This is a genomic window from Microbacterium sp. SORGH_AS_0862 (genome assembly GCF_030818795.1).
Taxonomy (GTDB): domain Bacteria; phylum Actinomycetota; class Actinomycetes; order Actinomycetales; family Microbacteriaceae; genus Microbacterium.
The window spans coordinates 1,607,448-1,630,913 of sequence record NZ_JAUTAY010000001.1 but is presented as its reverse complement, the minus strand read 5'-3'; the positions used below and the strand labels follow the sequence as shown (position 1 = coordinate 1,630,913).

General features: G+C 68.4%; 27 protein-coding genes and 3 tRNA genes. 19 read left to right on the top strand and 11 right to left on the bottom strand.

Annotated elements, in window-relative coordinates; translation table 11 throughout:
• Positions 1-130 precede the first annotated feature (130 nt).
• The 6 genes from QE377_RS07820 (at position 131) to QE377_RS07795 (ending at position 5,208) form a co-directional block, all read left to right on the top strand.
• Complete coding sequence (locus QE377_RS07820) at positions 131-1,405, top strand: sensor histidine kinase (RefSeq protein WP_307321490.1); 1,275 nt, start codon at positions 131-133, stop codon at positions 1,403-1,405.
• Between the two features lies 1 nt (position 1,406).
• Positions 1,407-2,126, top strand: a complete 720-nt coding sequence (locus tag QE377_RS07815) for a response regulator transcription factor (RefSeq protein WP_307321487.1) — start codon at positions 1,407-1,409, stop codon at positions 2,124-2,126.
• Between the two features lie 115 nt (positions 2,127-2,241).
• Positions 2,242-2,523: a hypothetical protein gene (locus QE377_RS07810; RefSeq protein WP_307321484.1), complete on the top strand. Its 282-nt coding sequence runs from the start codon at positions 2,242-2,244 to the stop codon at positions 2,521-2,523.
• Positions 2,524-2,563: 40 nt separating this feature from the next.
• Positions 2,564-3,778 (top strand): exonuclease domain-containing protein, encoded by a 1,215-nt coding sequence (locus QE377_RS07805; protein WP_307321482.1) that lies wholly within the window; start codon positions 2,564-2,566, stop codon positions 3,776-3,778.
• Positions 3,779-3,897: 119 nt separating this feature from the next.
• Positions 3,898-4,545 (top strand): hypothetical protein, encoded by a 648-nt coding sequence (locus QE377_RS07800; RefSeq protein ID WP_307321479.1) that lies wholly within the window; start codon positions 3,898-3,900, stop codon positions 4,543-4,545.
• Positions 4,546-5,208 carry a nucleotidyl transferase AbiEii/AbiGii toxin family protein gene (locus QE377_RS07795; protein WP_307321475.1) on the top strand — a complete coding sequence of 221 codons (663 nt, stop codon included), beginning with the start codon at positions 4,546-4,548 and terminating at the stop codon, positions 5,206-5,208.
• A gap of 88 nt (positions 5,209-5,296) precedes the next feature.
• Here QE377_RS07795 and QE377_RS07790 read toward each other — a convergent pair.
• Positions 5,297-5,380, bottom strand: a tRNA-Leu gene (locus QE377_RS07790).
• Positions 5,381-5,541: 161 nt separating this feature from the next.
• Between QE377_RS07790 and QE377_RS07785 the strand changes: the two genes are divergently transcribed.
• The 7 genes from QE377_RS07785 (at position 5,542) to pknB (ending at position 14,426) form a co-directional block, all read left to right on the top strand.
• Positions 5,542-6,288, top strand: a complete 747-nt coding sequence (locus tag QE377_RS07785) for a DUF3662 and FHA domain-containing protein (RefSeq protein ID WP_274286753.1) — start codon at positions 5,542-5,544, stop codon at positions 6,286-6,288.
• The gene (locus QE377_RS07780; protein WP_307321471.1) at positions 6,288-6,809 is read left to right on the top strand and encodes an FHA domain-containing protein; all 522 of its coding nucleotides are present in this window, start codon (positions 6,288-6,290) and stop codon (positions 6,807-6,809) included. Before QE377_RS07785 ends, QE377_RS07780 begins: the two co-directional genes overlap by 1 nt.
• 9 nt (positions 6,810-6,818) lie before the next feature.
• Positions 6,819-8,051: a PP2C family serine/threonine-protein phosphatase gene (locus QE377_RS07775; protein ID WP_307321467.1), complete on the top strand. Its 1,233-nt coding sequence runs from the start codon at positions 6,819-6,821 to the stop codon at positions 8,049-8,051.
• Positions 8,051-9,433 (top strand): FtsW/RodA/SpoVE family cell cycle protein, encoded by a 1,383-nt coding sequence (locus tag QE377_RS07770; protein WP_307321464.1) that lies wholly within the window; start codon positions 8,051-8,053, stop codon positions 9,431-9,433. Before QE377_RS07775 ends, QE377_RS07770 begins: the two co-directional genes overlap by 1 nt.
• Positions 9,430-10,890 (top strand): penicillin-binding protein 2, encoded by a 1,461-nt coding sequence (locus QE377_RS07765; RefSeq protein ID WP_307321459.1) that lies wholly within the window; start codon positions 9,430-9,432, stop codon positions 10,888-10,890. The genes QE377_RS07770 and QE377_RS07765 overlap by 4 nt, the downstream gene beginning before the upstream one ends.
• Positions 10,887-12,638: a serine/threonine-protein kinase gene (locus QE377_RS07760; protein ID WP_307321456.1), complete on the top strand. Its 1,752-nt coding sequence runs from the start codon at positions 10,887-10,889 to the stop codon at positions 12,636-12,638. The genes QE377_RS07765 and QE377_RS07760 overlap by 4 nt, the downstream gene beginning before the upstream one ends.
• Positions 12,639-12,716: 78 nt before the next feature.
• Positions 12,717-14,426, top strand: coding sequence for a Stk1 family PASTA domain-containing Ser/Thr kinase (gene pknB / locus QE377_RS07755; protein ID WP_307321453.1), 1,710 nt, complete (start codon positions 12,717-12,719; stop codon positions 14,424-14,426).
• On the opposite strand, the gene QE377_RS07750 is transcribed toward pknB, so the two are convergent.
• From QE377_RS07750 to QE377_RS07740, 3 genes are read right to left on the bottom strand one after another with little or no spacing between them, the layout of a single operon-like run.
• The gene (locus QE377_RS07750; protein WP_307321450.1) at positions 14,411-15,070 is read right to left on the bottom strand and encodes an aminodeoxychorismate/anthranilate synthase component II; all 660 of its coding nucleotides are present in this window, start codon (positions 15,068-15,070) and stop codon (positions 14,411-14,413) included. The two genes, pknB and QE377_RS07750, sit on opposite strands and share 16 nt — an antisense overlap.
• Positions 15,067-15,222: a hypothetical protein gene (locus QE377_RS07745; protein WP_307321447.1), complete on the bottom strand. Its 156-nt coding sequence runs from the start codon at positions 15,220-15,222 to the stop codon at positions 15,067-15,069. The genes QE377_RS07750 and QE377_RS07745 overlap by 4 nt, the downstream gene beginning before the upstream one ends.
• Entirely contained in the window at positions 15,222-16,016 is a 795-nt protein-coding gene (locus tag QE377_RS07740; RefSeq protein WP_307321444.1) for a class E sortase, read from the bottom strand. Before QE377_RS07740 ends, QE377_RS07745 begins: the two co-directional genes overlap by 1 nt.
• Positions 16,017-16,071: 55 nt before the next feature.
• Between QE377_RS07740 and QE377_RS07735 the strand changes: the two genes are divergently transcribed.
• The gene (locus tag QE377_RS07735; protein ID WP_137418491.1) at positions 16,072-16,308 is read left to right on the top strand and encodes a cell division protein CrgA; all 237 of its coding nucleotides are present in this window, start codon (positions 16,072-16,074) and stop codon (positions 16,306-16,308) included.
• Between the two features lie 77 nt (positions 16,309-16,385).
• On the opposite strand, the gene QE377_RS07730 is transcribed toward QE377_RS07735, so the two are convergent.
• Both QE377_RS07730 and QE377_RS07725 read right to left on the bottom strand, forming a co-directional pair.
• Positions 16,386-17,255, bottom strand: a complete 870-nt coding sequence (locus QE377_RS07730) for a rhomboid family intramembrane serine protease (RefSeq protein WP_307321439.1) — start codon at positions 17,253-17,255, stop codon at positions 16,386-16,388.
• 13 nt (positions 17,256-17,268) lie between these two features.
• Positions 17,269-17,826: a peptidylprolyl isomerase gene (locus tag QE377_RS07725; RefSeq protein ID WP_137418493.1), complete on the bottom strand. Its 558-nt coding sequence runs from the start codon at positions 17,824-17,826 to the stop codon at positions 17,269-17,271.
• Positions 17,827-17,925: 99 nt separating this feature from the next.
• Between QE377_RS07725 and QE377_RS07720 the strand changes: the two genes are divergently transcribed.
• On the top strand, positions 17,926-18,507 hold the full coding sequence (locus tag QE377_RS07720) for a DNA helicase (RefSeq protein ID WP_307321433.1): 582 nt from the start codon (positions 17,926-17,928) through the stop codon (positions 18,505-18,507).
• A complete protein-coding gene (locus QE377_RS07715; RefSeq protein WP_307321430.1) occupies positions 18,504-18,977 on the top strand; it encodes an aminoacyl-tRNA deacylase in 474 nt (157 codons plus the stop codon). The genes QE377_RS07720 and QE377_RS07715 overlap by 4 nt, the downstream gene beginning before the upstream one ends.
• Positions 18,978-18,993: 16 nt before the next feature.
• On the opposite strand, the gene QE377_RS07710 is transcribed toward QE377_RS07715, so the two are convergent.
• Positions 18,994-20,160 (bottom strand): PIG-L family deacetylase, encoded by a 1,167-nt coding sequence (locus tag QE377_RS07710; RefSeq protein WP_307321427.1) that lies wholly within the window; start codon positions 20,158-20,160, stop codon positions 18,994-18,996.
• A 43-nt stretch (positions 20,161-20,203) separates the two neighbouring features.
• Positions 20,204-20,644 carry an NUDIX hydrolase gene (locus QE377_RS07705; RefSeq protein WP_307321423.1) on the bottom strand — a complete coding sequence of 147 codons (441 nt, stop codon included), beginning with the start codon at positions 20,642-20,644 and terminating at the stop codon, positions 20,204-20,206.
• Positions 20,645-20,710: 66 nt separating this feature from the next.
• Here QE377_RS07705 and QE377_RS07700 point away from each other — a divergent pair, with 66 nt between their 5' ends.
• Genes QE377_RS07700 through QE377_RS07690 form a run of 3 tightly spaced genes read left to right on the top strand, consistent with a single transcriptional unit; the run spans position 20,711 to position 22,697 of the window.
• Positions 20,711-21,064, top strand: coding sequence for a hypothetical protein (locus tag QE377_RS07700; protein ID WP_307321418.1), 354 nt, complete (start codon positions 20,711-20,713; stop codon positions 21,062-21,064).
• A gap of 20 nt (positions 21,065-21,084) precedes the next feature.
• Positions 21,085-21,408 carry a type VII secretion target gene (locus QE377_RS07695; protein WP_307321414.1) on the top strand — a complete coding sequence of 108 codons (324 nt, stop codon included), beginning with the start codon at positions 21,085-21,087 and terminating at the stop codon, positions 21,406-21,408.
• Positions 21,405-22,697, top strand: coding sequence for a hypothetical protein (locus QE377_RS07690; protein ID WP_307321412.1), 1,293 nt, complete (start codon positions 21,405-21,407; stop codon positions 22,695-22,697). The genes QE377_RS07695 and QE377_RS07690 overlap by 4 nt, the downstream gene beginning before the upstream one ends.
• Before the next feature lie 86 nt (positions 22,698-22,783).
• Here QE377_RS07690 and QE377_RS07685 read toward each other — a convergent pair whose 3' ends face one another.
• The 3 genes from QE377_RS07685 to QE377_RS07675 form a co-directional block, all read right to left on the bottom strand.
• Positions 22,784-22,972: a hypothetical protein gene (locus QE377_RS07685; RefSeq protein ID WP_307321409.1), complete on the bottom strand. Its 189-nt coding sequence runs from the start codon at positions 22,970-22,972 to the stop codon at positions 22,784-22,786.
• A 291-nt stretch (positions 22,973-23,263) separates the two neighbouring features.
• Positions 23,264-23,336: transfer RNA gene (locus QE377_RS07680), tRNA-Ala, on the bottom strand.
• 10 nt (positions 23,337-23,346) lie between these two features.
• Positions 23,347-23,423: transfer RNA gene (locus QE377_RS07675), tRNA-Ile, on the bottom strand.
• Positions 23,424-23,466: the final 43 nt, after the last annotated feature.

Genomic DNA, 23,466 nt, shown 5'->3' with positions numbered 1-23,466 from the left:
CGTCATCATCCGTATGGATGAAATGCCCTCGTCCTGCGGTCGAATCCTGCCGTCGCACGACGGCGGCGGTCCACCATAGGATCGGCGGCGGAGAAGCCCCACTCCGACGAGACGAGAGGGCCGGCACCGGATGCGACCAGTCCCCCCATCCGTCGCCGACGCATCGGCCGGACCGTTCGCCCTCCTCGACCGCTGGCGCACCCGTGTGATCTTCGCGGCCATCATGTGCGTCGCGACACTGGCACAGGTGCTGGTCACGCCCATCTCGGCCCTCGTCGACACCAGCGTCGCCTGGACACTCCCACTGAGCCCCGCCGTCATGATCACGGCACTCACGCTCGGGTGCATGCTCCAATCCGCCAGCCTCGCGCTCAGCGCCCGGCATCCTGTCCTGGCTCTGACGGCGACGATCGCCGCCTATGTGGCGCTGCTGTTCGTCACCAACGCCCCGATGTGGCTCGCCGCCATGCAGCTGGTGATCGTGCTGGCGCTCTTCCTCGTGGCCGCGCGTGCGACCCCGGTCCTCGCGCTCGGATGGGCGGCGCTCATCACCTCGGCGATCGCGCTCGTGTGGGTCGGCTGGACGATGACGCTCGGCGAGAACCCCGCGCACATCGTCGCCTTCCTCATCGCGGAGATCACCCGCTTCGCGCTCCTCGCCTTCTCCGCCGCCGCCCTCGGCATCTGGTGGCACGTCGTGGTCTCACGCGCAGATCGTGCTCGACGCGGTGCCGAAGCCGTCGAGCGCGAGCACGAGGAGCGCATCGAGCAGGCGAGGGCGGCCGAACGCGCGCGCATCGCCCAGGAGCTCCACGATGTGGCCGGTCAGCACCTCGCCGGACTCATCACCCTCGCCGACGCGGCGCTGAAGATGGCGCCGGCGCATCCCGCCGATGCGCTCGAGCTCGTCGAGGATGTGCGCGCCGAGGGCCGGTTCGCGGCTGCGAGCCTGGCCAGCGCCTTGCAGGATCTGCGGGCGGTGGACTCCGGGCCGATCGAAGTCACCCGGGATCTCCGCCAGACCGCGGAGCTCATCGAGTTCTGGCGGGCGCGCGGCGCGGACGTGCGGCTCGTGAGCACGGCGCACCCGGACGATCTGCCCGCCGTCGTCTCGACGACGGCGTACCGCGTCATCGCGGAATCCCTCACGAATGCGGCCAAATACGCGCCCGGCGCGCGCGTCGAGGTGACGGTCGGACTTTCCGAGGGTGTGCTCGAGATCAGCGTCGTGAACGCCCCCGGGCCGGACGACGCCGAGCGCCATCCGGGCATCGGACTCGGATGGGGGCTCACCGCACTGGGCGACCGCGCCGAGCTGCTGGGGGGCTCGCTGACGGCGACGACGACATCCGAGGGCGGCTGGCACGTACGCACCCGCCTGCCCGTCGCGTTGGTCGAGGCCTGACGTGGACACGCACCGGCAGCCCATCCGCGTCCTCATCGCGGACGACAACCGCGCGGTCCGACGGGGCCTGCGCCTCCAGCTCGAGCAGACGGCCCAGATCCACGTCGTCGGCGAAGTGGCCACGGGAGAGGATGCGGTCGCTCTCGCCCGGGCGGAGCGCGCGGACGTCGTGCTTATGGACCTGCAGATGCCGGCGATGAACGGGTTGGAGGCCACCCGCATCCTGCGCCGCGATGCGCACGGGGCCACGCCGGCGATCATCGTGATGACGAGCTTCGCAGTCGACCAGCTCGTCCTGGAGGCGCTGGACTCCGGTGCGGTCGGATACCTGCTGAAGAGCCACGACTCCGACCAGCTGCTGCCCGCCATCCTCGCTGCCGCACGCGGTGAGGCGCTCGTGTCGTCGCGCGTGACCGCATCCATCCTCAAGGAGCTCGTCCGCCGCCGCCCGGCCGCCGCGGATGCGGATGCGCTTCAGTCGCTGTCGCCCGCCGAGAAGCGGGTGGTCGCGGCTCTGGCGGTCGGCGTCACGGGCAGCGACGCGATCGCCGCGCACCTGCACGTCTCGGTGCACACGGTGCGGTCGCACCTCCAATCCGCCATGCGCAAGACCGGCACGCAGGATCGCACGCAGCTCGCCCTCTGGGGGGTGCGCAACCGTCTGGACGTCCCGGCGCCCTCAGCGCCGTCGTCGGTCCGTGGATCGGCCGGAGCCGGGTGAGCCGCCGCGACACGGCCGGACACCCAGCGCACTGCCAGGTGCCGCCGCCGCTGCGCGAAACATCGGCAGTGTAGGAAAGAAGAGCAACGCACTCTCACGACATCAGGGGGACATCGTGGAGGAGACCGGCTACATCCGTGCGCGCCTGAGCGCACCATCTGACGCGGAAGCCGCCTGGCGGGCGACACTCCGCTTCATCAACGGCGACGGCGACGCGGTAGCCCGCCGCGAGGTCGAACTCGATGCGACCCGCGTCGAGGAGGTGCCCGCCGCACTCCAGACCGCGATCGCCGCGCTGCTCGGCGACGAGATCGAGATGGCCGAGGCCCTCCCGCCGCTGACCGGCGACGTCGTCGAGCTCGAGGTGCCGCTGCGCTGCCGTCAGAGCGCATCCTGACCGGGCTTCCGCAAACTTGTCCCAGATCTGGGAGGCATTGATGGGGTTGGATTTCGTCGCGCTCGACTTCGAGACCGCTAATCGATCGCACGCGTCGGCGTGCGCAGTTGGCGCCGTCCGTGTTCGCGACGGTCAGGTGGTCGACGAGTACGCCACCTTGGTTCGGCCAGCTGAGGAGCTGGATGACTTCGAGCCGGGCAACGTTCGGGTGCACCGCATCACTTTCGACGACGTCAAGTCCGCTCCCGGCTGGCCTGAGGTGTACGGCCACCTCCGCACGTTCATCGGTGATGACGTCGTCGTGGGCCACAACGCCGCGTTCGATATGTCGGTGCTCCTGAACACGTGTGGCGCGCACGACATTGAATTCCCCGCGCTTTCGAGCCTGTGCACGCTGCAGCTGGCACGGGCCAGCATCAAGATCCCGTCCTACTCGCTACCGTGGGTGGTGGAGCACCTTCAGCTGCCTGCATTCGACCACCATGATCCGCTCGCCGATGCTCGCGCCTCCGCGCTGGTCCTTATCGCCCTCGCGGCGCGGGCCGGCGTCCACTCTGTCGCAGACCTCAGCGATTATCTCCGGGTGCCGAGGATTCCGACGTGGACGGAGCGCGACGACATGCTATTCGCGCAGCTGTCGGCCGAGAGCGACGACCTGATCGGCACGGGCTTCGCCGGAGAGGTCGTCTGCTTCACGGGAGCGCTGAAAATGATGGTCAGGGACCGTGCGCGCGAGCTCGTCGTCGAGCAAGGCGGCAAGTGGCAGGAGGGTGTCACGAAGACGACCAGCATCCTTGTGACCGGCGACTTCGATGAGCGGACGTTCCGTCCGGGCGCCGCGTTCTCGTCGAAGCTGGCGAAGGCATTCGCGCAAGTTGATGCCGGCCAGAAACTCGAGATCATCACGGAGGAAGCGTTCATCACCCGTATGACCATCGGGGAACAGGAGTTGCGTGCGCGTCTGGGTGCGCGGAACGCTCGAACGAAGGTGCCCGACTGGGTAGTCAGCCAGGCGGGGAACGGACCGGGTGAGGATTTCTGGGACTGGTACCGCAGGGCCCTGGCCCATCCGTCGGGTCGCGCATCGGGCGGCGAGCCGTGCATCTGGTGCAATGCGCCGGTTCCCGCAAAGACGCATTGGATTCATCGTGACCGTCACGTCTGCGGCGCCTACTGCAATGAGCGCCTCAAGCGTGGCGCTCGACGTGCGTGGCACCGCGAGGGGATTGCCGTTCATGTGGCCGAGTGGGAGTGAAGAGTGGTGACGGCGCTGAGATGAGTCGAATGGTCCGTCGGCGCGGAACCCCGGCGATTTCAATTTACTCATCGTAAATCTACGCTGATCGTATACTTGCGATGACTAAAGGAGTCATCATGACCGCGGACGTCGATATCGTACGCGCCGTGGCGCGCGCTCCGCTCCGCACGCTACGCCTCAAAGACGTGCCCGATCTGACGCAGAACACGTGGCGAGCGATGGACCGCCTGGTCGAGAGAGGCGCACTCGTGCGTTTGACGCATGGTGTCTATACCGCACCCCCCGATGGCCGCGATGGTCGCAGGTGGAAGCCACCACTGGAGACAGCAGCGCTCGCCCTAGCAACGGCACGATTCGGTGCGCGAGAAGCTGCGCTCATGGGTATCAGCGCTGCGCGCCATTGGGCGGCCATCCCGCGAGCCGTCGGGATCGCCACAGTTGCCGTGCCACGGCGCGGCTACGCCCCCGTCACCATCGACGGAGGCGGTCTCGTCAAGTTTGTGCCGCGAAGGATGGAGGCCCTTGAGCTCGTCCTGGAGCGCACCGGACTCGGCGACGGGCTCGTCACCACACCCGAGCAGACACTCTTCGACCTGCTGGGCCGCACGGATCGCGAAGGACTGGGGCGCGAGGTCACCGGCGCCATTGAGAACCTCACGGCACAGGTCCTGCCCGAGGAGTTCGCCGAAGTCGTCGCGCGCGCGCGAATCGTGCCGAAGGGCGCACGGGACGTGCTGAAGCGACTGGAGGTGGCGAATGGCTGAGTGGAGGGCCGACGATCAACGTTGGCAGGTCAACGAACGGTTCGAGAAGTCTTCTTCGGCGGCACCGCACTCTCCCGGACATACCTCACTAACCTGCGCCTATCCGAGGACATCGACCTCATCGCGTTCGGAGACAAGTCAGCCATCGCCGACGAGATCGAGAACGTACTCACCCGTCAACTACGTCGTAGCTTCGGCAAGGTCACGTTCACGCCGCGGTTGAGAGACGCGAAGCACCCGGACCCCTCGGTCATGCAGGTGGGTGACGTGCGCGTGCAGATCCAGCTGCTCTCGTCTGAGGGCTATCCGCGTTGGCCAACCGAGGTCGTGAACATCGAACAGCGCTACAGCGATGCTCCGCCCGCGCGCCTGCGGGTGCTCACGCCTGCGGCGTTCGTCGCGTCGAAGCTCGCATCGTGGAACGACCGCGGGGCTCCGCGCGACCTTTATGATCTGTGGGCTCTCGCCGAGGCGGGATACATCGACGCAAACGCATCCGAAGTGTTCGGGCGGTGGGGGCCATACACCAGCGCGTCCAAGGTCTCATTTGCGCGGCTCCCGTCGACCGAGGAGTGGAGTGCATCACTGGACCACCAATGCCTCCCGTCAGTGACGCCCAGAGAAGCAGCCGACAAGGTGCGAGAGACAATCCAGGATCTCTGACCGACGCTCCCTGATGTGGCGGCGCTGCGGCGGAACGCGCCCGTGAACGCAAGAACCGGCCGGGATGAATCCCGACCGGTTCTGTCTGTGCGCGAGGGGGGAGTTGAACCCCCACGCCCTTTCGGGCACTGGCACCTGAAGCCAGCGCGTCTGCCTATTCCGCCACTCGCGCGAGTCGCTCATCAGAGATGTGCGAACTCAACCTGCCGATCGTATCATGCCCGATCACGACCCGAGAAGTCGGCCGCGCAGGCCTCCTGCGGAAGTCCTGCATGGCCTGTTCAGCGCGTACAACTACGATGGTGCCACCCGTCCAGCCGCCTGAGGAGTCGCGTGGGACTACTTGACAGCTTCGAGAGAGGTCTCGAACGCGCCGTGAACGGCGCGTTCGCCAAGACCTTCCGCAGCGGCGTCCAGCCGGTCGACATCGCCTCCGCACTGCGCAGCGAGCTCGACACGAAGGCCGCCGTCGTCTCGCGCGAGCGCATCCTGGCACCCAACACCCTCACGGTGCAGCTGGCGCCGGCGGACTACGAGCGGATGCGGGCGCTCGGCGCCTCGCTGACCGACGAACTCGACGCGCTCGTGAACAAGCACGCCCGCGCACAGGGATACACCTTCGCAGGGCCCCTCTCGATCTCACTGTCGAGCAGCGCGAATCTGTCGACCGGTCAGGTGCGCGTCGAGTCCTCGACCGCCGCGGGCCGGGTCGCCTGGAGCGCCGTGCTCGACATCGCGGGCAAGCGGCATCCGCTCACCGCATCCCGCACCGTGATCGGCCGCGGCAGCGACGCCGACATCACGATCGCCGACTCGGGCACGAGCCGCAAGCACGTCGAGATCCTCTGGGACGGCGAGCGGGCGATGGTGCGCGACCTCGGTTCGACGAACGGCACGAAGCTCAACGGCCGGAAGATCGACGAGGCGCCGCTGCCTCCCGATGCGACCGTCTCCATCGGGCGCACCGACATCGTGTTCCGCATCGTCGCCCAGGCCACGGGGGGCCGCGCGGCGCCCGTCGACGACGACGCGACGCGTGCCTTCTCGCTCGACGACATCGACCGCTGGGGGAAGGCCTGATGAACGAGCTCCCGCTTCTGCTGCTGCAGATCGGCTTCCTGCTGCTGCTGTGGTTCTTCGTGTTCGCGGTCGTGTACTCGCTGCGCGCGGACCTCTTCGGCGTGCGCGTGCGCAAGATGCCCGAGCAGGCCGCCGCCGCGGCTCCCGCGCCCGCTGCGGTCGCGACCGCTCCGGTCGCCCCGAAGGCCTCACCGCGCAAGTCCTCGAAGGGTCAGAAGGCGACGACCGATGCGGTGTCCCGCATCGTCATCACGAGCGGACCGAAGGCGGGCCTCGAGCTGCCGCTCGGCACAGAGCCCCTGACGATCGGCCGCTCGAGCGAGTCGGGTCTCGTCATCCGCGACGACTACACCTCGAGCCACCACGCGCGTCTCATGCTCTGGGGCGACCAGTGGATGATCCAGGACCTCGACTCCACTAACGGCACCTGGCACGACGGCGAGCGCGTCGCGAGCCCCGTCCCGGTCCTGGTGGGCGCCCCGATCAAGGTCGGCGCGACGACCTTCGAGCTCCAGGGCTGATCCGTAGAGATGGTCTTCCAGGGCTCGAGCGCCGCACTCTCGCACACCGGAAAGGTTCGCTCGAACAATCAGGATTCCGGGTACTCGGGATCCAACCTGTTCGTGGTGGCCGACGGCATGGGCGGCCACGCCGGCGGTGACGTCGCCTCCAGCCTGGCCATCGCACGCATCGCCCAGCTCGATCGCCCCTTCGCCTCGACCGTCGACGCCGAGCGCGCCCTCCAGCAGGCGGTGACCGACACCGCCGGCGACATCATCGACACGGTCCGCGTGCGCCCCGCCCTCGCCGGCATGGGCACGACGGTCAGCGCGCTGCTGATGGTCGACGACTACGCGGTCATCGCCCACATCGGCGATTCCCGCATCTACCTGTTCCGCGATGGCGCGATGACGCAGATCACGACGGACCACACGTTCGTCCAGCGCCTCGTCGACTCCGGCCGCATCACGCCGGAAGAAGCGCGGTACCACCCCCGACGTTCGGTGCTCATGCGGGTGCTCGGCGACATGGATCCCGATCCCGAGATCGACACGTTCATCATGCCGACGCGTCCGGGCGACCGGTGGCTGCTGTGCTCGGACGGCCTGTCGGGCGTCGTCGACGACGCACACACCCAGAAGGCCCTCGCCGCGGGCCAGGCCCCCGCACGCACCGCGGATCTGCTGCTGAAGCAGGCATTGGATGCGGGCGCTCCCGACAATGTGACGGTCGTCATCGTCGACATCGGCGGTCACCATCCGGTCTTCTCCGGAACCCCCACCATCGTCGGCTCTGCCTCCAACCCCACGGGGGTCGTCGTGCCCGCCGCCCGTCCGGGCCGCTCGTCGTGGCTGCATCCGGGACGCCAGGCGGCGAACGAACCCACTCACTTCGAGCCGGCCCCGGAGTTCCTCGAGGAGCTCATCGAGGAGGACCGCCGACGCGCTCGTCGCCGCCGCATCGGCTGGCTCGTCGGGCTGCTGCTCGTGCTCGCCGCCCTCGCCGGAGCCGCGTTCGCGGGCTACAGCTGGACGCAGACGCGCTACTACGTCGGCGCCGACGACGACTCCGTCGTGATCTACCAGGGCGTGCAGCAGGGCATCGGACCGATCTCGCTGTCCAGCGTCTACGAGGACACCGACATCGCTCTGGCCGATCTCAGCCCGTTCGACCGGCAGAGCGTGGAATCCACCATCTCGGCACGCTCCCTCGCGGACGCCCAGTTGATCGTCGACCGACTCCGACCGGGAGAGGGGCAGTGATGACCGCCGAAGCCCCCGCCACCGACACCTCCGTGCTGCGTGCGCTGCGCCGCATCCGGATGCCGCAGAAGCAGCGCAACCGTGAGCTCGGACTGCTGCTGTTCGCCCTGGCGATCAACGGCGCCGCGGTCGCACTCGTGCAGCTGGGCGCGAAGGGAGCGATCGACCCGAGCTTCCTCTACTACTCCGGCGGACTCGGCGTGCTCGCCCTCGCCCTGCACATCGTGCTGCGCTTCGTCGCTCACGACGCCGATCCGTTCGTGGTCCCGATCGCGACCGTGCTGACGGGGCTCGGCCTCGCGATGATCTACCGCATCGACATCGAGATCGACAGCGAAGGGTGGGCCGCCGCCTCCACGCGTCAGATCGTGTGGGCGGCGATCGCGATCGCCGCCGCGATCGCCGTCGTCCTCTTCCTACGGAACTACCGGGTGCTGTTCCGCTACACCTACGTCTCCGGCTTCATCGGTGTCGCCCTCCTGCTCCTGCCGTTCGTCCCGGGCTTGGGTACCAACCAGAACGCCGACGTCTGGGTCAGACTCGGGTTCTTCTCGTTCCAGCCGGGTGAGCTGGCCAAGCTCGCGCTCGCCATCTTCTTCGCCGGCTATCTGGTGCGCACGCGCGAGAGCCTGACCTCCGTGGGCAAGAAGTTCCTCGGCATCACCTGGCCGCGCGCCCGCGATCTGGGCCCCATCCTGGTGGTCTGGCTGATCTCGCTCGGCATCATCGTGCTCCAGCGCGACCTCGGCACGGGCCTGCTGATCTTCGGCATGTTCGTCGCGATGCTCTACGTCGCCACCGGCAAGACCGGGTGGGTGCTGCTGGGGGTGGGACTCGCCGTCGCGGGCGCCGTCGCCGCATCCCAGGTGCTGACGTACGTGGGGTGGCGCTTCGCCAACTGGCTCGACGCCTTCAACCCCGAGATCATCGACCGCACGGGTGGCAGCTACCAGCTCGTGCAGGGGATCTTCGGTCTGGCGCACGGCGGTCTTCTCGGTACGGGCCTCGGGCAGGGCCGCCCCTCGATCACGCCGCTGGCGCAGAGCGACTACATCTTCCCGAGCCTCGGCGAAGAGATCGGGCTCATCGGCGTCTTCGCGATCCTCTGTCTCTACATGGTCTTCACGAGCCGCGGACTGCGCGTCGGCGTCGCCGGGCAGGACGACTTCGGCAAGCTCCTCGCGACGGGACTGTCGTTCACGATCGCCCTGCAGGTGTTCATCATGGTCGGCGGCGTGACACGCGTCATCCCGCTCACCGGCCTGACGACGCCCTTCCTCGCCGCCGGTGGCTCCTCCCTCGTGGCGAACTGGATCATCGTCGCGCTCATCCTGCGCATCTCGGATGCGGTGCGCAATCAGCCTCGGGTGGTGATCGGATGACCCGCGAAGTCCGCCGGCTCAGCTTCGTGATGCTGGCCATGTTCCTCGTGCTGTTCGGTTCGACCAGCGTCATCCAGGTGTTCCAGGCGTCGGCCCTGGCCGAGAACGGCGAGAACCGGCGCGCACTCTACGACTCTTACGAGATCCAGCGCGGCTCGATCATCGCCAGCGGTGCGGCGATCGCCTCCTCGAGTCCGAGCGACGACGTGTACAGCTGGCAGCGCAGCTACACCGATGCCGACATGTGGTCGCCCGTGACGGGATACATCAACGCGGCGCTGGGCTCGGCGACAGGCATCGAGCAGGCCATGAACCGCGAGCTCTCCGGAACCGGCGGCGGCCAGTTCTTCTCTCGTGTCGAGCAGATCTTCACCGGGCAGCCCCCGCAGGGCTCGAACGTCGTCCTCTCCCTCGATGCGAACGTGCAGAAGGCGGCGTACGACGCACTCGGCGACCTGCAGGGAGCGGTCGTGGCGATCGAGCCGAAGACCGGCCGCATCCTCGCCATGGTCTCCAAGCCCGGCTACGACACCAACCTGCTCGCCTCGCACGACCTCGCCGCGGTGCAGGCCTCGTACAACGACCTCATCAACAACGCCCTGCAGCCGATGTCCAACCGTGCCATCGCCGGCAAGATGAACCCGCCCGGATCCACATTCAAACTCGTCGTCGCCTCCGCGGCTCTCGCCTCGGGCGACTGGACCCTCCAGTCGACACTGCCGAATGTCGCCAGCTACACGCTCCCCGGTACCTCGACCTCGATCAGCAATGCCGGCGGCGGCGCGTGCGGCGCAGGCGAGACGGTGACCCTCGCCGACGCCCTGCGCTTAAGCTGCAACATCCCGATGGCGGAGCTCGCCGTGCAGCTCGGCGACGATGCGATCCGCGCCGAGGCGCAGAAGTACGGCTTCAACACCTCGTTCGCGACGCCTGTGGACTCTGCGCCCTCGGTCTACCCCACCGCCGCACTCAGCGACGACAGGACGGCCCTCACCGGCTTCGGTCAGGGCGACGTGCGTGCGACGCCTCTGCAGATGGCCATGGTCTCGGCCGGGATCGTGAACGGCGGGATGGTCATGAATCCCCAGATGGTGGACCAGGTCATCGGACCGGATCTGTCGGTTCAGCAGCAGTTCGAGCCGACCGAGTTCGGGCGGGCGCTGGATGAGGATCTCGCCAACCAGCTCGCGAGCGCGATGGTCGCCAATGTCAGTGACGGCGTGGCGTCGAATGCAAGAATAGACGGAGTCGACGTGGGCGGTAAGACAGGTACGGCGGAGAACGGCGGGTCCAACCCGTACACGCTCTGGTTCACCGGATTCGCGCCCGCAGAAGACCCCGAGGTCGCGGTCGCAGTGGTCGTCGAGAACGGCGGCGGGCAAGGTCAGTCGGGCAGCGGTAACTCCATCGCAGCGCCCATTGCAAAGAAGGTCATGGAGGCGGTGCTGGGACGATGAGGCCGACACAGGGAGCGACGTTCGGTGGGCGTTACGAGCTGGATTCGCGCATCGCCATCGGCGGTATGGGCGAGGTCTGGGAAGCCACTGACCACGTCATCGGGCGCACGGTGGCGATCAAGATCCTCAAGGACGAGTACATGGGGGACCCCGGGTTCCTCGAGCGGTTCCGCGCGGAGGCGCGTCACGCAGCACTCGTGAACCACGAGGGGATCGCCAGCGTCTTCGACTACGGCGAGGAGAACGGATCCGCGTTCCTCGTCATGGAGCTCGTCCCCGGCGAGGCCCTCTCCACGATCCTCGAGCGGGAGGGGTCGCTGTCCACCGACAAGACGCTCGACATCGTGGCGCAGACCGCATCCGCACTGCAGGCCGCGCACGCCGCCGGCCTCGTGCACCGCGACATCAAGCCGGGCAACCTCCTCATCACGCCCGACGGCCGCGTCAAGATCACCGATTTCGGGATCGCGCGGATCGCCGATCAGGTACCGCTGACGGCGACCGGTCAGGTCATGGGCACGGTGCAGTACCTCTCGCCCGAGCAGGCGTCGGGTCACCCCGCATCCCCTGCGACCGACATCTACTCGCTCGGCATCGTCGCGTACGAGTGCCTCGCGGGCAAGCGCCCGTTCACGGGCGAGTCGCAGGTGGCGATCGCCATGGCGCAGATCAACGAGCAGCCGCCGCCGCTGCCGCCCACCGTGGCGGTTCCCGTGCAGAACCTCGTCATGGCGATGATCGCCAAGAAGCCCGAGGAGCGTCCGGCATCCGCCGCAGCCGTCGCCCGTGCCGCCAGCGCGCTGCGCCGCGGCGACGTGACGGCCGCGACGGTGGCGGTGCCTGCCATCGGCGGCGCCGTGGGCGCGGACGATGCGACGCAGCTCCTGGGCGTCGGGGAGACGCAGGCCGCGACGCAACTGCTCAGCGCCTCGACCGCGGCGACGCCCGTGGCCGAGCCGGCCGGACGCAAGCGCAGTCCCTGGACGTGGCCGCTCGTCGCCCTCATCGTCCTGCTGTTGATCGTGCTGGGCGGAACCCTGTGGGCGATCTTCGGCAACCAGAGCTCGGATCCCGGACCGACCGGCACGAACACGCGCTCGACCGCCTCCAGCCCGTCATCCACTCCCGCCCCGACCACGACGACGGTGGATGTCGCCGCGCTCGAGCTGGTGGGCAAGACCTGCGACGCGGCGACCGGGATCGCGCAGCAGGCCGGACTCCTGGCCTCCTGCACCCCCGGCAACCCCGCCCCGAGCCCCGAGCAGGTGGGCGTGGTCTACAGCGTGAGCCCGACCGGCAACGCGCCCGAGGGTTCGCAGCTCACCCTGACCGTCTACGCCGACCAGACTCCGATCGGAGCGCCCGCCGAACCCCGCATCGAGGTCAACGGTGCGAAGGCCGGCACCGTTGCCGCCGGCTCCACGGTGCAGATCAACTGGGACGGCTTCACCTGCCCGTCGGGCACGGGATCCGTGGTCAGCTACAACTTCACCGCGGTCAACGGCATCTTCACCTCGACCGGTCAGTCCACCGCCGCGGCGGGCCCCAACCAGCGTCCGATCCCGCTCGAGGTCGGGACGAACACGGGACAGGTGCTCATCGTCAGCTACACCGTCACCTGCTCCGGATCGGGCGACGGTACGACGCGGAACTCCGAGACGTCGCCGCCGGCCCAGGCGAACGTGCAGGCGCCGGCGCCGTCGCCGTCGCCGTCGGCCACCCCAAACCCGCTCCTGGGCGCGAACTGAGCGCGAGCCGCCGACTCGCCCCGGATTCTGCCAGGGCGGGTCGGTTAGGCTTTCATCTGTTGCACCCAGGGAGTCGCCGTGTCAGATGATCCACGCGTGCTCGCCGGTCGCTATCGCATCGATGAACTCATCGGTCGCGGGGGCATGGCGAGTGTGTACCGAGGCTACGACCTGACCCTCGATCGCGAGGTCGCGCTCAAGATCCTGCGCCGCGAGCTCGCTGACGACGCCGCCTTCCGTACCCGCTTCCGCCTGGAGGCGCAGGCCGCCTCCCGGATGTCGCACCCGACCATCGTCCGGGTCTTCGACGCCGGCGAGGACACCGAGACGACTCCCGACGGCGTCGTCCACCCCGTTCCGTTCATCGTCATGGAACTCGTCAACGGGGAGCTCCTCAAGGACATCATCGCCTCAGGCGACGTGCCCGTCACCGATGCCGTGCGCTACGTCGACGGCATCCTCGAGGCCCTCGAGTACTCGCATCGCGCGGGCGTCGTGCACCGCGACATCAAGCCGGGCAACGTCATGGTCACGGCCGCGGGCCAGGTGAAGGTGATGGACTTCGGCATCGCGCGGGCGGTCTCCGACTCCTCGTCGACGGTCGCCGAGACGACCGCCATCATCGGCACGGCCGCCTACTTCTCCCCCGAGCAGGCCAAGGGCGAGCCGGTGGATGCGCGCGCGGACCTGTACTCGACGGGTGTCGTCCTGTATGAACTGCTGACCGGGCGGCCTCCCTTCCGGGGCGAGACCCCTGTCGCGGTCGCCTACCAGCACGTCAGCGAGACGCCGGTTCCCCCCAGCGAGCACACCGAGAGCATCCCCCGCGGTCTCGACGCTCTCGTCATGCGCGCCCTCGCGAAGGATCCCTTCCAGCGATTCCAGGATGCGGCCTCGTTCCGCGCCGCGCTTTCAGAGGCCGTGGGCGGCAAGGCACCCAGCAAGCGACAGCTCGGCGCGCTTACGAGCGAGCTGTACGGGGCGAATCCCCGCCAGGCGGCAGAGACCGCGCGGTCGCTGCGGCAGCTGTCGACCGACACCACGATGCGCCGGACCCAAGCAGGTCCCCCGGTCGCCTGGATCTGGTCCGGCGTCGCCGTGCTCGCGGTGCTCCTGGTGTCGGTGCTGTTCTGGGTGGTGACCATTCGTCCCGGCGATGCGGTGCCCGACAGTGCGCGCATCGTGCCCGATCTCACGACGATGACGTACGACCAGGCCGTCGACGTCCTCGAGGAGCAGGACCTCCTGTCGGATCGTGTTCCGGTGGCCGACGATCGGATCGCCGAGGGCAGCGTCGTGCGCAGCGAACCCGCGGCGGGCGACTCCGTGCAGGTCGGTCAGACCATCAAGCTCTACGTCTCGACAGGCAAGGAGAGCGTCGCCGCTCCGACGATCGTGGGTCTCAACGAGACCGACGCCCGCCAAGCGCTCACCGCAGCGGGCCTCGCCGTCGGGACGATCACGCCGGTGAACGACGCGAAGGCGCCCGCCGGCGAAGTGCTCAGCGCGAGCACCGCGTCCGGCGACGTGGCTGCGGGGGCGGAGATCCCGGTCGGAACGACCGTCAACCTGCGCGTCGCGAGCGGTCGCGTCGTCCTCAACGACGTGACGGGTTACACGATCGAGGCCGCGACACGGGACCTCGAGGCGCTGGGCCTGACCGTCGTGCCGAGCGCCGATCCCGGATGCAAGGCGACGGGCACGACCCCGACCGTCCGCGTGATGTCGCTCGCGCCGGGGGAAGTCCCGATCCGCTCGGAGATCACGCTCACCTACTGCGCAGGCTGAGCGCTCGCCCCGCGATGGGGCGTGAGCGTCCGCGCGCGCGCCGGCGCATCCTCCGCGCCGATCCCGGCCAGCCAGGTGGCGAGCATCCGGTAGCCGTGCTCGGTCAGGACGCTCTCCGGATGGAACTGCACCCCGCTGAGCGGCAGATCCCGGTGCTCGAGCGCCATCACCGTGCCCTCCGGGGTACGGGCGGTGACGCGAAGCACGTCCGGGATCGTCTCGGCGGTCACGGCGAGGGAGTGGTATCGAGCGGCTGAGAAGGGAGAAGGCAGACCTCGGAGGATGCCTGTCCCGTCGTGGACGATCGGCGACGTCATCCCGTGCATGAGCTCGGGTGCCTGCGCGACGCGGGCTCCGAACGCCACAGCCAGCGCCTGGTGTCCGAGACAGACGCCCAGCAGCGGCGTTCCGGTTGCGGCGGCGGCCGCGACCACCGCGAGCGAGGATCCGGCGCGCTCGGGTGTGCCGGGTCCGGGTGAGACGAGGACACCGTCGAAGCCCGTGAGAGCGGCCGTCGCCGCGTCCGCGTCGATCTCGTCCGCTTCGCGCATGACCGTGTCGGCCCCCAGCTCGCGGAGGTACCCCACGAGCGTGTGAACGAAACTGTCGTGGTTGTCGACGACCAGCACGCGTGCTGTCGTCACTGGACAGTCGACTCCTGCGGGTCGACGATCGACGAGATCCACGGGAAGACGTACCAGAAGAGCCCATAGAGGACGGCCGCCGCGATCACCAGGACGATGAGCAGTCGCAGCCACCAGGGGCCGGGAAGGATGCGCCAGAACGCCGCGTACATCAGGTCACCGCCTCGCTCAGGGATGCCGGCGCGCCCTCTGCTCCGGGAGTGAAGGACTCGAAGACGGCGTACGCCACGAGACGCTCCGAGAACCCGTAGCGCGGGCTGCAGGTCGTCATCGTCAGATATCGTCCGTTCGCCTCGATGCCCTGTCCCCGCGGCACGGGCAGCAGCACGTCGACGGAATCAGGGGTCACGTACTCCATGCTGCGGTAGCGGTAGGTGTACCAGCCGTCCTGCGTCTGGATCACGACGGCGTCGCCGACATGCAGGTCAGGCAGATTCATGAACGGAGCGCCGTGGCTGCCGCGGTGGGCGGCGACGGCGAAGTTGCCGACGGCACCCGGCATCTGCGTGCTGGAGTAGTGGCCGATCGCGCCGAGATCAAGGCTCTCCGAGCGGCCGGTCCCGCCCGCGATCTGGACGGCGTAGTCGGGTCCGAAGCGCGGGATATGCATGATGCCGAAGACTTCACCGCTGGCGGCGTTCGGGGGGACGATCGGCTCGGCCGTGCTCACCTCGGGGGCACTCGATTCGCTGGCCGATGGAGACGGTGCGGACGACGAATCGTAGTTCTGCGCCCATTGCTCGGCGATCGCCTGACCCGCAGCGTTGTTCTGCTGTCCCTGGATCCAGTCGCCGATCCACAGCTGCCATCCGACGTAGAGGAAGGCCAGCACACCGACGGTGATGAAGGTCTCTCCGATGATCCCGAGCACACTGATCCGCCGGCGCGGAGGCGTGGCGGCGCTCCGGCGTGAACGCCGCGTGGCGGCGGGCGGGGTGTCGGTCACAAGGGGAGTCTAACCGTCGCAGGTGACGCAAAAGCCTGCCCCCTAGAATGTGCACATGGCACGCTCCGACAACGACGAGGACCTCACCCCCGCTGGCGCCGGTGAGCCCGCTCCCAACCCCGTGTGGTTCAAGCCCATCATGATCGGTCTCATGCTCGTGGGACTCGTGTGGGTTCTGGTCTTCTACCTCAGCGGGATGCAGTTCCCCATTCCGGGCATCGAGGCCTGGAACCTCGTCATCGGGTTCGGGATCGCCTTCGTCGGCTTCCTCATGACCACTCGGTGGCGCTGACGGCTCAGCGCCGAAGAATTACATCCGTGTGATTCATCCCCACGTGTGGATGGATCTGTGGATAACTCTCCCGCTCATCACCAGATCGCGGGCGCCAGGGCCAGCAGTGCGATGAGGATGGCCGACCATCCGATCAACAGCGCGATCTGCAGTGCGCGCCGTCGACGCTCGCGCGTCATGACGTAGATCAGCCCGACGACGGCGCCGGCGACCAGTCCACCGACGTGCGCCTGCCACGAGATGTTGAAGCCGGGCACGAACCCGATAACCAGGTTGATCGCCAGCACGATGATGATGCCGGTGATGTCGTTGCCCAGTCGGCGCGCGATGACCATGAGGGCGCCGAAGAGCCCGAAGATCGCCCCCGATGCGCCCACCACGAACGAGTCGCGAGCGATGAGGTCGACGAGGACGGAACCGCCGAGCGCGCTGATCAGATACAGCGTGAGGAATCGGGCACTGCCGAGCACGGGCTCGAGGATGCGTCCGATCATCCACAGCGTCAGCATGTTCAGACCGACGTGCCAGAAGCCGGAGTGCACGAGGCTCGCTGTGAGCAGCCGCCACGGCTGGAACTCGCCCGTGAACTGGGGGTAGAGATAGAAGGCGCTGAAGCCGAGCCACTGGGTGAGCGGGAGTCCGAACGAGAGGACGAAGACGGCGGCGCACAGGGCGATGATCGTGTACGTCACGATCGGCCGACCGCCGCCCCCGGCGAGCGCCACGGGGGCCGACCGGCCCCATCGTCGCTGCGCCTTCTTCTGCGCGGGCGTGGCGGCACGCCGCTGCTCGGCCATGCACTCCGGACAGATCACCCCGACCGGTGCCTGCGTCTGACACTCGGGGCAGATGGTTCGCAGGCACCGTTGACAGAGCACGAAGCTCTGACGGTCGGGATGCCGGTAGCAGAAGTTCTCGCGGTTACTCGCGAAGCTCTCGCTCGTCACGGGATGCGGGTGGTCAGACCTGCGCGATGTCGATCGACTCGATCACGACGGGCTCGACCGGGCGGTCGCCGGCGCCGGTGGGAACCTGAGCGATCGCGTCGACGACCTGGCGCGATGCGTCGTCCGCGACCTCGCCGAAGATCGAGTGCTTGCCCTGGAGCCACGGAGTGGGATCGGTCGTGATGAAGAACTGCGACCCGTTCGTGCCCTCGACGGCGCCCGTGATGGCGTTGCGGCGCTGACCGGCGTTGGCCATGGCCAGCAGGTAAGGCTTCTGGAAGGTGAGCTCCGGGTTGATCTCGTCGTTGAACGTGTAGCCGGGACCGCCCACGCCCTGACCGAGCGGGTCGCCGCCCTGGATCATGAAACCGGGGATGATGCGGTGGAAGATGACCCCGTTGTAGAGGGGGCCGGAACCGGGCTGACCGGTGGACGGGTCGGTCCACTCCCCGGTGCCGTCGGCCAGGCCGACGAAGTTCTGCACGGTGCGGGGCGCGTGGTCCCCGAACAGGTTGACGACGATGTCGCCGTGGTTGGTGTGAATGGTGGCGACGGCGGTGTGCTGAGGCATGTTGTCATTGTCTCAGAGTTCGCTGCAAGCCCTGCCGCGCACAGCGGATCACTCTGGCAAGATGGGCTCACGACTACCCACGGATTAGGGGGATCTCGCATGAGCCTCAGCCGCAAGCGTAAGAAGGAGCTCCGGAAGCTCCAGGGCCACGCCAACAAGGTGTGGGAATCGCAGCAGGTGCTCGTCGGCGAAGCGGCGGACATCGCCCGCGAAGCCGGCCGCCAGCTCGGCAACTACAACCGCGAGCACCTGGTGCCCGCGGTGCGCGAAGGGTACGACCGCTACGCGGCACCGTACGTGGACCGCGGTGTCAACATCTCGAAGCACGTGCTGAGCGACAAGGTCGTTCCGGCCGCCGGTGCGCTCGTGGGCGGCGCCCTTTCGGTGTGGGATGCGGCGGGCGACACCCGCGCGCGCATCGCTGCCGGACGCGGCATCGACCTCGACCCCGCCACGTACAAGAAGAAGGCCGCCAAGTACGGCGCCCAGGCCTCGAAGAAGCTGGCCAAGCGCCTCGCCGTCGAGTCCCCGAAGAAGCGGGGTATCGGTGCCGGAGGCGTGATCGCGCTCATCTTCGGTGTCGCCGCGGCGGCTGGTGTGCTCTACGCCGCCTGGCAGACGCTGCGGGCCGACGACGAGTTGTGGGTCGCGGACGACCCGCTGAGCGCGCCCGACGCGTGAACGAGGATCCGACGAGGCGGGTGCGGGAAGCCGCATCCGCCCTCGGTCTTTCGGTGGAGGTACGCGAGCGCCCCGAAGCACGAAGCCTCCCCGAGGCGGCAGACCTGCTGGGGATCTCGCCTGTCGACATCGTCAAGACGCTCGTCGTCAAACGCAGTGACGACACTTTCCTCTTCGCCCTGATTCCGGGCGACCGGGCCATCGCCTGGCCCAAACTGCGCCAGCTCGTGGGCGTCAACAAGCTGAAGCTGCCGGATGCCGATGTCGCTCTGGCCGCAACCGGTTACGAGCGCGGCACCATCGTGCCCCTCGGCAGCACGACCGCCTGGCCGGTGTTCGCCGACGAATCGATCCGTGGACGCCGCATCGCGCTCGGCGCCGGCGCCCACGGGTTCAGTCTCTTCGTGGATGCCGACGACCTGCTTCAGGCGCTCGACGCGACCGTGGCGGATATCTCCCAGCCTCTCTGAGCGGCCGCAGCGTCCCTCATCGGCGCAGATCCGCCTGCGTGATCAGATACTCGCGCTGCAGCCAGTCGCCGAAGTGCGCCCGCGCGAGGCATGTCTGGGCCGACGAGCAACCGATCACGGGATCGTGTGCCGCATACACGGCGAACAGCGCCGCCTTGCGGTCCAGTTCCGTCCCGGCGATGTTCGCGGGTCTCTCGGCCGACGGATAGCCGACTGCGTACTCGACCTGCGCGTTGCCCGCGGCTCCGGCATCCACGGCGCTCGAGACGAGCGTGCCGACCGAGGAGTGATCGGGGTGGTCGCCGGCCGACTCGGCCGCCGCCTTGGGCAGGTGCGTGAGTACACGTTCCGGCGCGTAGCCCGTGAGGATCTCGGAGACCGACTTCTCCAACGTTGAGACCGACACCGATCTCCCCGCGTCGATCGTGCGCAACGAAGGGAGCTCTCCGCTCAGGAGCTTCTCGAGCGTCTGCTGCCCGGTGTAGATGAACGTCGTACCGCTGAGCCCGCCATCCGGAAGACGCAGGAAGAGGAGCGAGACGCGGTCATCGTCGCTCGGCTTTGTCATCGTGACCGTCATGCCGCTGACCAGCGTCACCGACCGGTCGACCCACGCCCCGCTGCGCCCCAGCATCGCGTCGTACGCGGCTCGGATGCCCTTCTCGCGTTCGCTCGCGTACGTGGATTCCCCTTCCCCCGCATCCGAGTACGTGAAGAAGAAGGTGCGAACGCAGGCGCCGCTGCCCAGCTCATCGTCGATCACCGGGTTGCCGAAGATCAGGTCATCGTCGTAGTGGGCCCAGAAGGAGACCACTGTGCGACCCTCGCAGGGCTGCTCGATGAAACTCAGAGGTGAGGCGAAGGATGCGACGTCCGTCCGCGGCAGAGCCGCGGGGATATCCATGCACTGGTTCGACGTCGCGAAGAAGAGCGCGGCCTCGGCCGCCGGCTGGCTCGCCGCCGAGAGTTCGGCGCTGAGGGACGCGGTGTCGGTCGCCAGCGCTGTCGCACAGCGATCGACGACGGTCTGGACATCCTCCGCGGCGAGGGTGTTGGGCGGAGCAGTCGGGACCGCGGTCTCACCGTTCGAGGCGGACGGCTGCGGCTCGCTCGCCGCGCACCCGCCGATTCCGAGAGCTGCGACCATCACGGCCGCCGCGGACAGAACACGCCATCGCACCACTGATCATCCTCACTGCACGTCCGGCGATCATACGTGCCGAAGGTCACGGCTGCGTCGGCGCCGCGTCCCCTCCGGCCATCCGACGTCCGATGTCGACGAGCCGCACGCGGCGGAGAGCGTCGGCCTCCTCCGGCGTGAACCACTCCGCGCGATCGGTGGACCCGCCCACCTCGTTGCGCAGGCGTCCGCCCGTGATGTGTGCGCGGTACACGATGCGCAGGGTATGCAACGCGGACGCAGTCTCGGAGAGGCGCTTCGCGGCGGGGATGACCCGCGAATCGATGCCGAGCAGCTCGTCGACGGCGACACGGTAGCCGGTCTCTTCGCGCACCTCGCGCCGCACGGCCCGTTCGGGGTCCTCCCCGTCCTCGAGACCCCCGCCCGGCAGCGCCCAGGCACTCCGCCGGCCCTCGTTCCAGTGAGCCAGCAGAATGCGTCCGGCGTCGTCGGTGATGATCGCGTAGGCGGCGACACGCATATCCATGACGTGACTTTACCGGGGTGTGGATAACTCGCGCTGCCGTTCACCACGCTTCGCTAGCGTGACCGCGTGCCTCTGGACCCCGATGAATCTCTTGCGCAGATCGAGCGCGACGTCCGTCAGAGCGCTGAGCGCGCCGCGAAGATGCCCGCCTTCGAAGCCACGGTTTCCGCGATCCGGGGCTCCGCCTGGTCCACCGCGCGCGACGTGTACGTGCAGGTCGACTCGACGGGCCGCGTCCAGACCCTCCGCCTGGGCGAGACGGCCCTCGCCCGAGGCGCGCAACGACTCGCCTCCGACATCCTCGCCACCATCGTGTCCGCGGAGAAGAACGCTCACGCAGCCACGATCGACGCCGTCGCCGAACTCCTCGGAGACGACGACCCCGTCACCGAACAGCTCCGCTCCACCGACACCCCCTGATACGTCCGAAAGAGCCTCGAATGACCGAGAACATCACGCTTGATTTCGATCGGCTCCGGCAACATGCCGCGCTGGTCACCTCGCTCGCCGATGACGTCACCGGCGCCATCTCGATGCTGAAGGGAGGCGATCTGGCCTCCAACGCGTTCGGCATCCTGTGCGCCTTCCTCGTTCCCCCCTCGATGGCGATGTCCGCGGCGGCCACCGGCCTCTTCGGCGCCGATCAGTCGCTACTCCTTCGCACCGCGGGGGAGCTGCGCAGCACCGCCGCGCAGTGGGAGCAGTTCGAGGACGACACGGTCACCACCCTCCGCGACCTCGAGAATGCGCTGGGCCTGTCATGACCACTCCCGCCGCCCTCGCCGCATCCGGCTCCTCCTTCGCCTCGCCGTACTCCGGCAGCAAGCTCCTCGATTCCGGCCACGCCCTCTCGCAGGCCGTGCGCAACGGCGATTGGCTCGAGGGAGGACTCGCCTTCCTCGACACACTGGGCAACGCCGCGGCCGCTCTCGCGGATCCCATCGGAACGCTCGCGAGCATCGGCCTCGGCTGGGTGATGAAGTATCTCAAGCCGCTGAGCACCTGGCTCGACCAGCTGGCCGGCAGTGAGGCCAACGTCGCCGCCGTCGCGCAGCAGTGGACGAACGCCGGCAGCGCGCTGCGCGAGACCGGCAACACGCTCGTGACCCGGCTGTCGGATCTCGACGGCCTCAGCGGCGACACGGTGCGCACCTACGTGCGCTTCGCGCAGGACACCGCCCAGCACATCGCCGCATCCGGCGACTGGGCGGATGCCGCGGCCGGTGGTCTGCGCAACGCCTCATCGCTCGTCGCCAAGATGCAGGGCGTCGTGAAGAACGCCATCTCGCAGGTCGTCGCCACGGCGATCGAAGCCATGGCGGTCGTCGCCGCATCCTTCGGCCTCGGCATCGGCTACGCGATCGCCCGCGTCGTCACCAAGGTCAACCAGCTGGTCAACAAGGTGGTGCGCCCCCTCACGCAGGTCGTGCGCTCGGTGAAGTCCCTCGTGGGCTTCGTGCAGCAGCTCGGCTCACTGTTCAAGAGCACCGAGCGGCTGAGCTCGACCATCCTCGGTGGCGGGGCCACGTCCGCAACGATCACCGCGGGCGACGTCGTCGATGCCTCCGGCGCCACTCGACTCGGCAACACCGCGCAGGCGAATCTCGTCAGCGCCGGTCAGAAGGCCGACGACTGGCACTTCACGCCGACCGCGGTCGTCTCCACGGGCGTCGGGGCGGAAGGCACTCTGACGGCTGACGGGTCGACGCTCGGGTCTGCGGGCCTCGGAAACCGTCTCCGCCGGTGCGGTCCACGGTTCCGTCGACGGCGGCGGCATCGGATCAGGCGGGGCGTACGGAACCGGCGGCGCGGCCGTCGCCGGCGCCGGAGGCGGCACGGGCAGCCCGTCGTCGATCATGGGCACGGGTGCCGCAGCATCCGCCGCGACGGCGGCGAGCGTCGGCAGCTCCCATGCCGCGGCAGCCGGCTCCCGCATGATGACGCCCGGCGGCATGATGGGCGCCGCGAGCCGCGACGGTGGGCAGCGCAGCGGTCTCGGCGTCCGTCAGGTGGTTCGCGAGATCGTCATCGAGGCGGATGCGGGCGAGGATGAGCTCGCGAGCGCTGAACGCGACTGAAGGATGACGCGAGAGCCCCGCACGTGAGGCGCGGGGCTCTCGCGTGCGATCGGCGTCACGTTCAGCTGCGCACAGGCGCGTGGAACCAGCGCGCGGGCATGCTGAACAGCCACCGCATCCCGATCCGACGGAAGACCACGATCCACCGCTGGTAGGCGACGGTGCTGATGATGGCGACCATCGCCGCGACACCCACCGTCGAGGTGAGCGGATCGGCGAGTCCATAGGGACCGGTCGGTCCGAGAAGCACGGAGCCGACGACGGCTGGTCGAGGACGAAGGGAGCGGCGATGCTGATGACCGCACCCACCGAGACGACGATCCACGCCGGGACCCGCCGGGTGGGCCAGACGGCGATGAAGAGCACGACGAGCGCCCAGAGGTAGCCCGCGTGCCGCGTCCGGCCACGTCAGGCGTTCCGCGCGGACGGGAGGGGGTGCGTCGGGCATACGCTCGACGCTACTGCGTCGTCGGACGAGCCGCGAACCGAGGAACGATCGGGATCCGATCGCGATCCGAGGATCCGGAGGAAAGACAAACTGTGGAGCCTAGGAGATTCGAACTCCTGACATCCTGCTTGCAAAGCAGGCGCTCTACCAACTGAGCTAAGGCCCCGTGAGAAGGGTGGTGGGGCTACCAGGACTTGAACCTGGGACCTCTTCATTATCAGTGAAGCGCTCTAACCGCCTGAGCTATAGCCCCGTTCGGCGCCTCGCGGCGCCAACCTCCAAGACTTTACCGGATG

Coding starts and splice junctions, on each gene's coding strand:
- QE377_RS07690 (WP_307321412.1), top strand. CDS start 21,405: ATGACCACTCCCGCCGCCCTCGCCGCATCCGGCTCCTCCTTCGCCTCG.
- QE377_RS07760 (WP_307321456.1), top strand. CDS start 10,887: ATGAGGCCGACACAGGGAGCGACGTTCGGTGGGCGTTACGAGCTGGAT.
- QE377_RS07745 (WP_307321447.1), bottom strand. CDS start 15,222: ATGTACGCGGCGTTCTGGCGCATCCTTCCCGGCCCCTGGTGGCTGCGA.
- QE377_RS07820 (WP_307321490.1), top strand. CDS start 131: ATGCGACCAGTCCCCCCATCCGTCGCCGACGCATCGGCCGGACCGTTC.
- QE377_RS07780 (WP_307321471.1), top strand. CDS start 6,288: ATGAACGAGCTCCCGCTTCTGCTGCTGCAGATCGGCTTCCTGCTGCTG.
- QE377_RS07735 (WP_137418491.1), top strand. CDS start 16,072: ATGGCACGCTCCGACAACGACGAGGACCTCACCCCCGCTGGCGCCGGT.
- QE377_RS07765 (WP_307321459.1), top strand. CDS start 9,430: ATGACCCGCGAAGTCCGCCGGCTCAGCTTCGTGATGCTGGCCATGTTC.
- QE377_RS07775 (WP_307321467.1), top strand. CDS start 6,819: ATGGTCTTCCAGGGCTCGAGCGCCGCACTCTCGCACACCGGAAAGGTT.
- QE377_RS07725 (WP_137418493.1), bottom strand. CDS start 17,826: ATGCCTCAGCACACCGCCGTCGCCACCATTCACACCAACCACGGCGAC.
- QE377_RS07705 (WP_307321423.1), bottom strand. CDS start 20,644: ATGGATATGCGTGTCGCCGCCTACGCGATCATCACCGACGACGCCGGA.
- QE377_RS07770 (WP_307321464.1), top strand. CDS start 8,051: ATGACCGCCGAAGCCCCCGCCACCGACACCTCCGTGCTGCGTGCGCTG.
- QE377_RS07695 (WP_307321414.1), top strand. CDS start 21,085: ATGACCGAGAACATCACGCTTGATTTCGATCGGCTCCGGCAACATGCC.
- QE377_RS07805 (WP_307321482.1), top strand. CDS start 2,564: ATGGGGTTGGATTTCGTCGCGCTCGACTTCGAGACCGCTAATCGATCG.
- QE377_RS07720 (WP_307321433.1), top strand. CDS start 17,926: ATGAGCCTCAGCCGCAAGCGTAAGAAGGAGCTCCGGAAGCTCCAGGGC.
- QE377_RS07800 (WP_307321479.1), top strand. CDS start 3,898: ATGACCGCGGACGTCGATATCGTACGCGCCGTGGCGCGCGCTCCGCTC.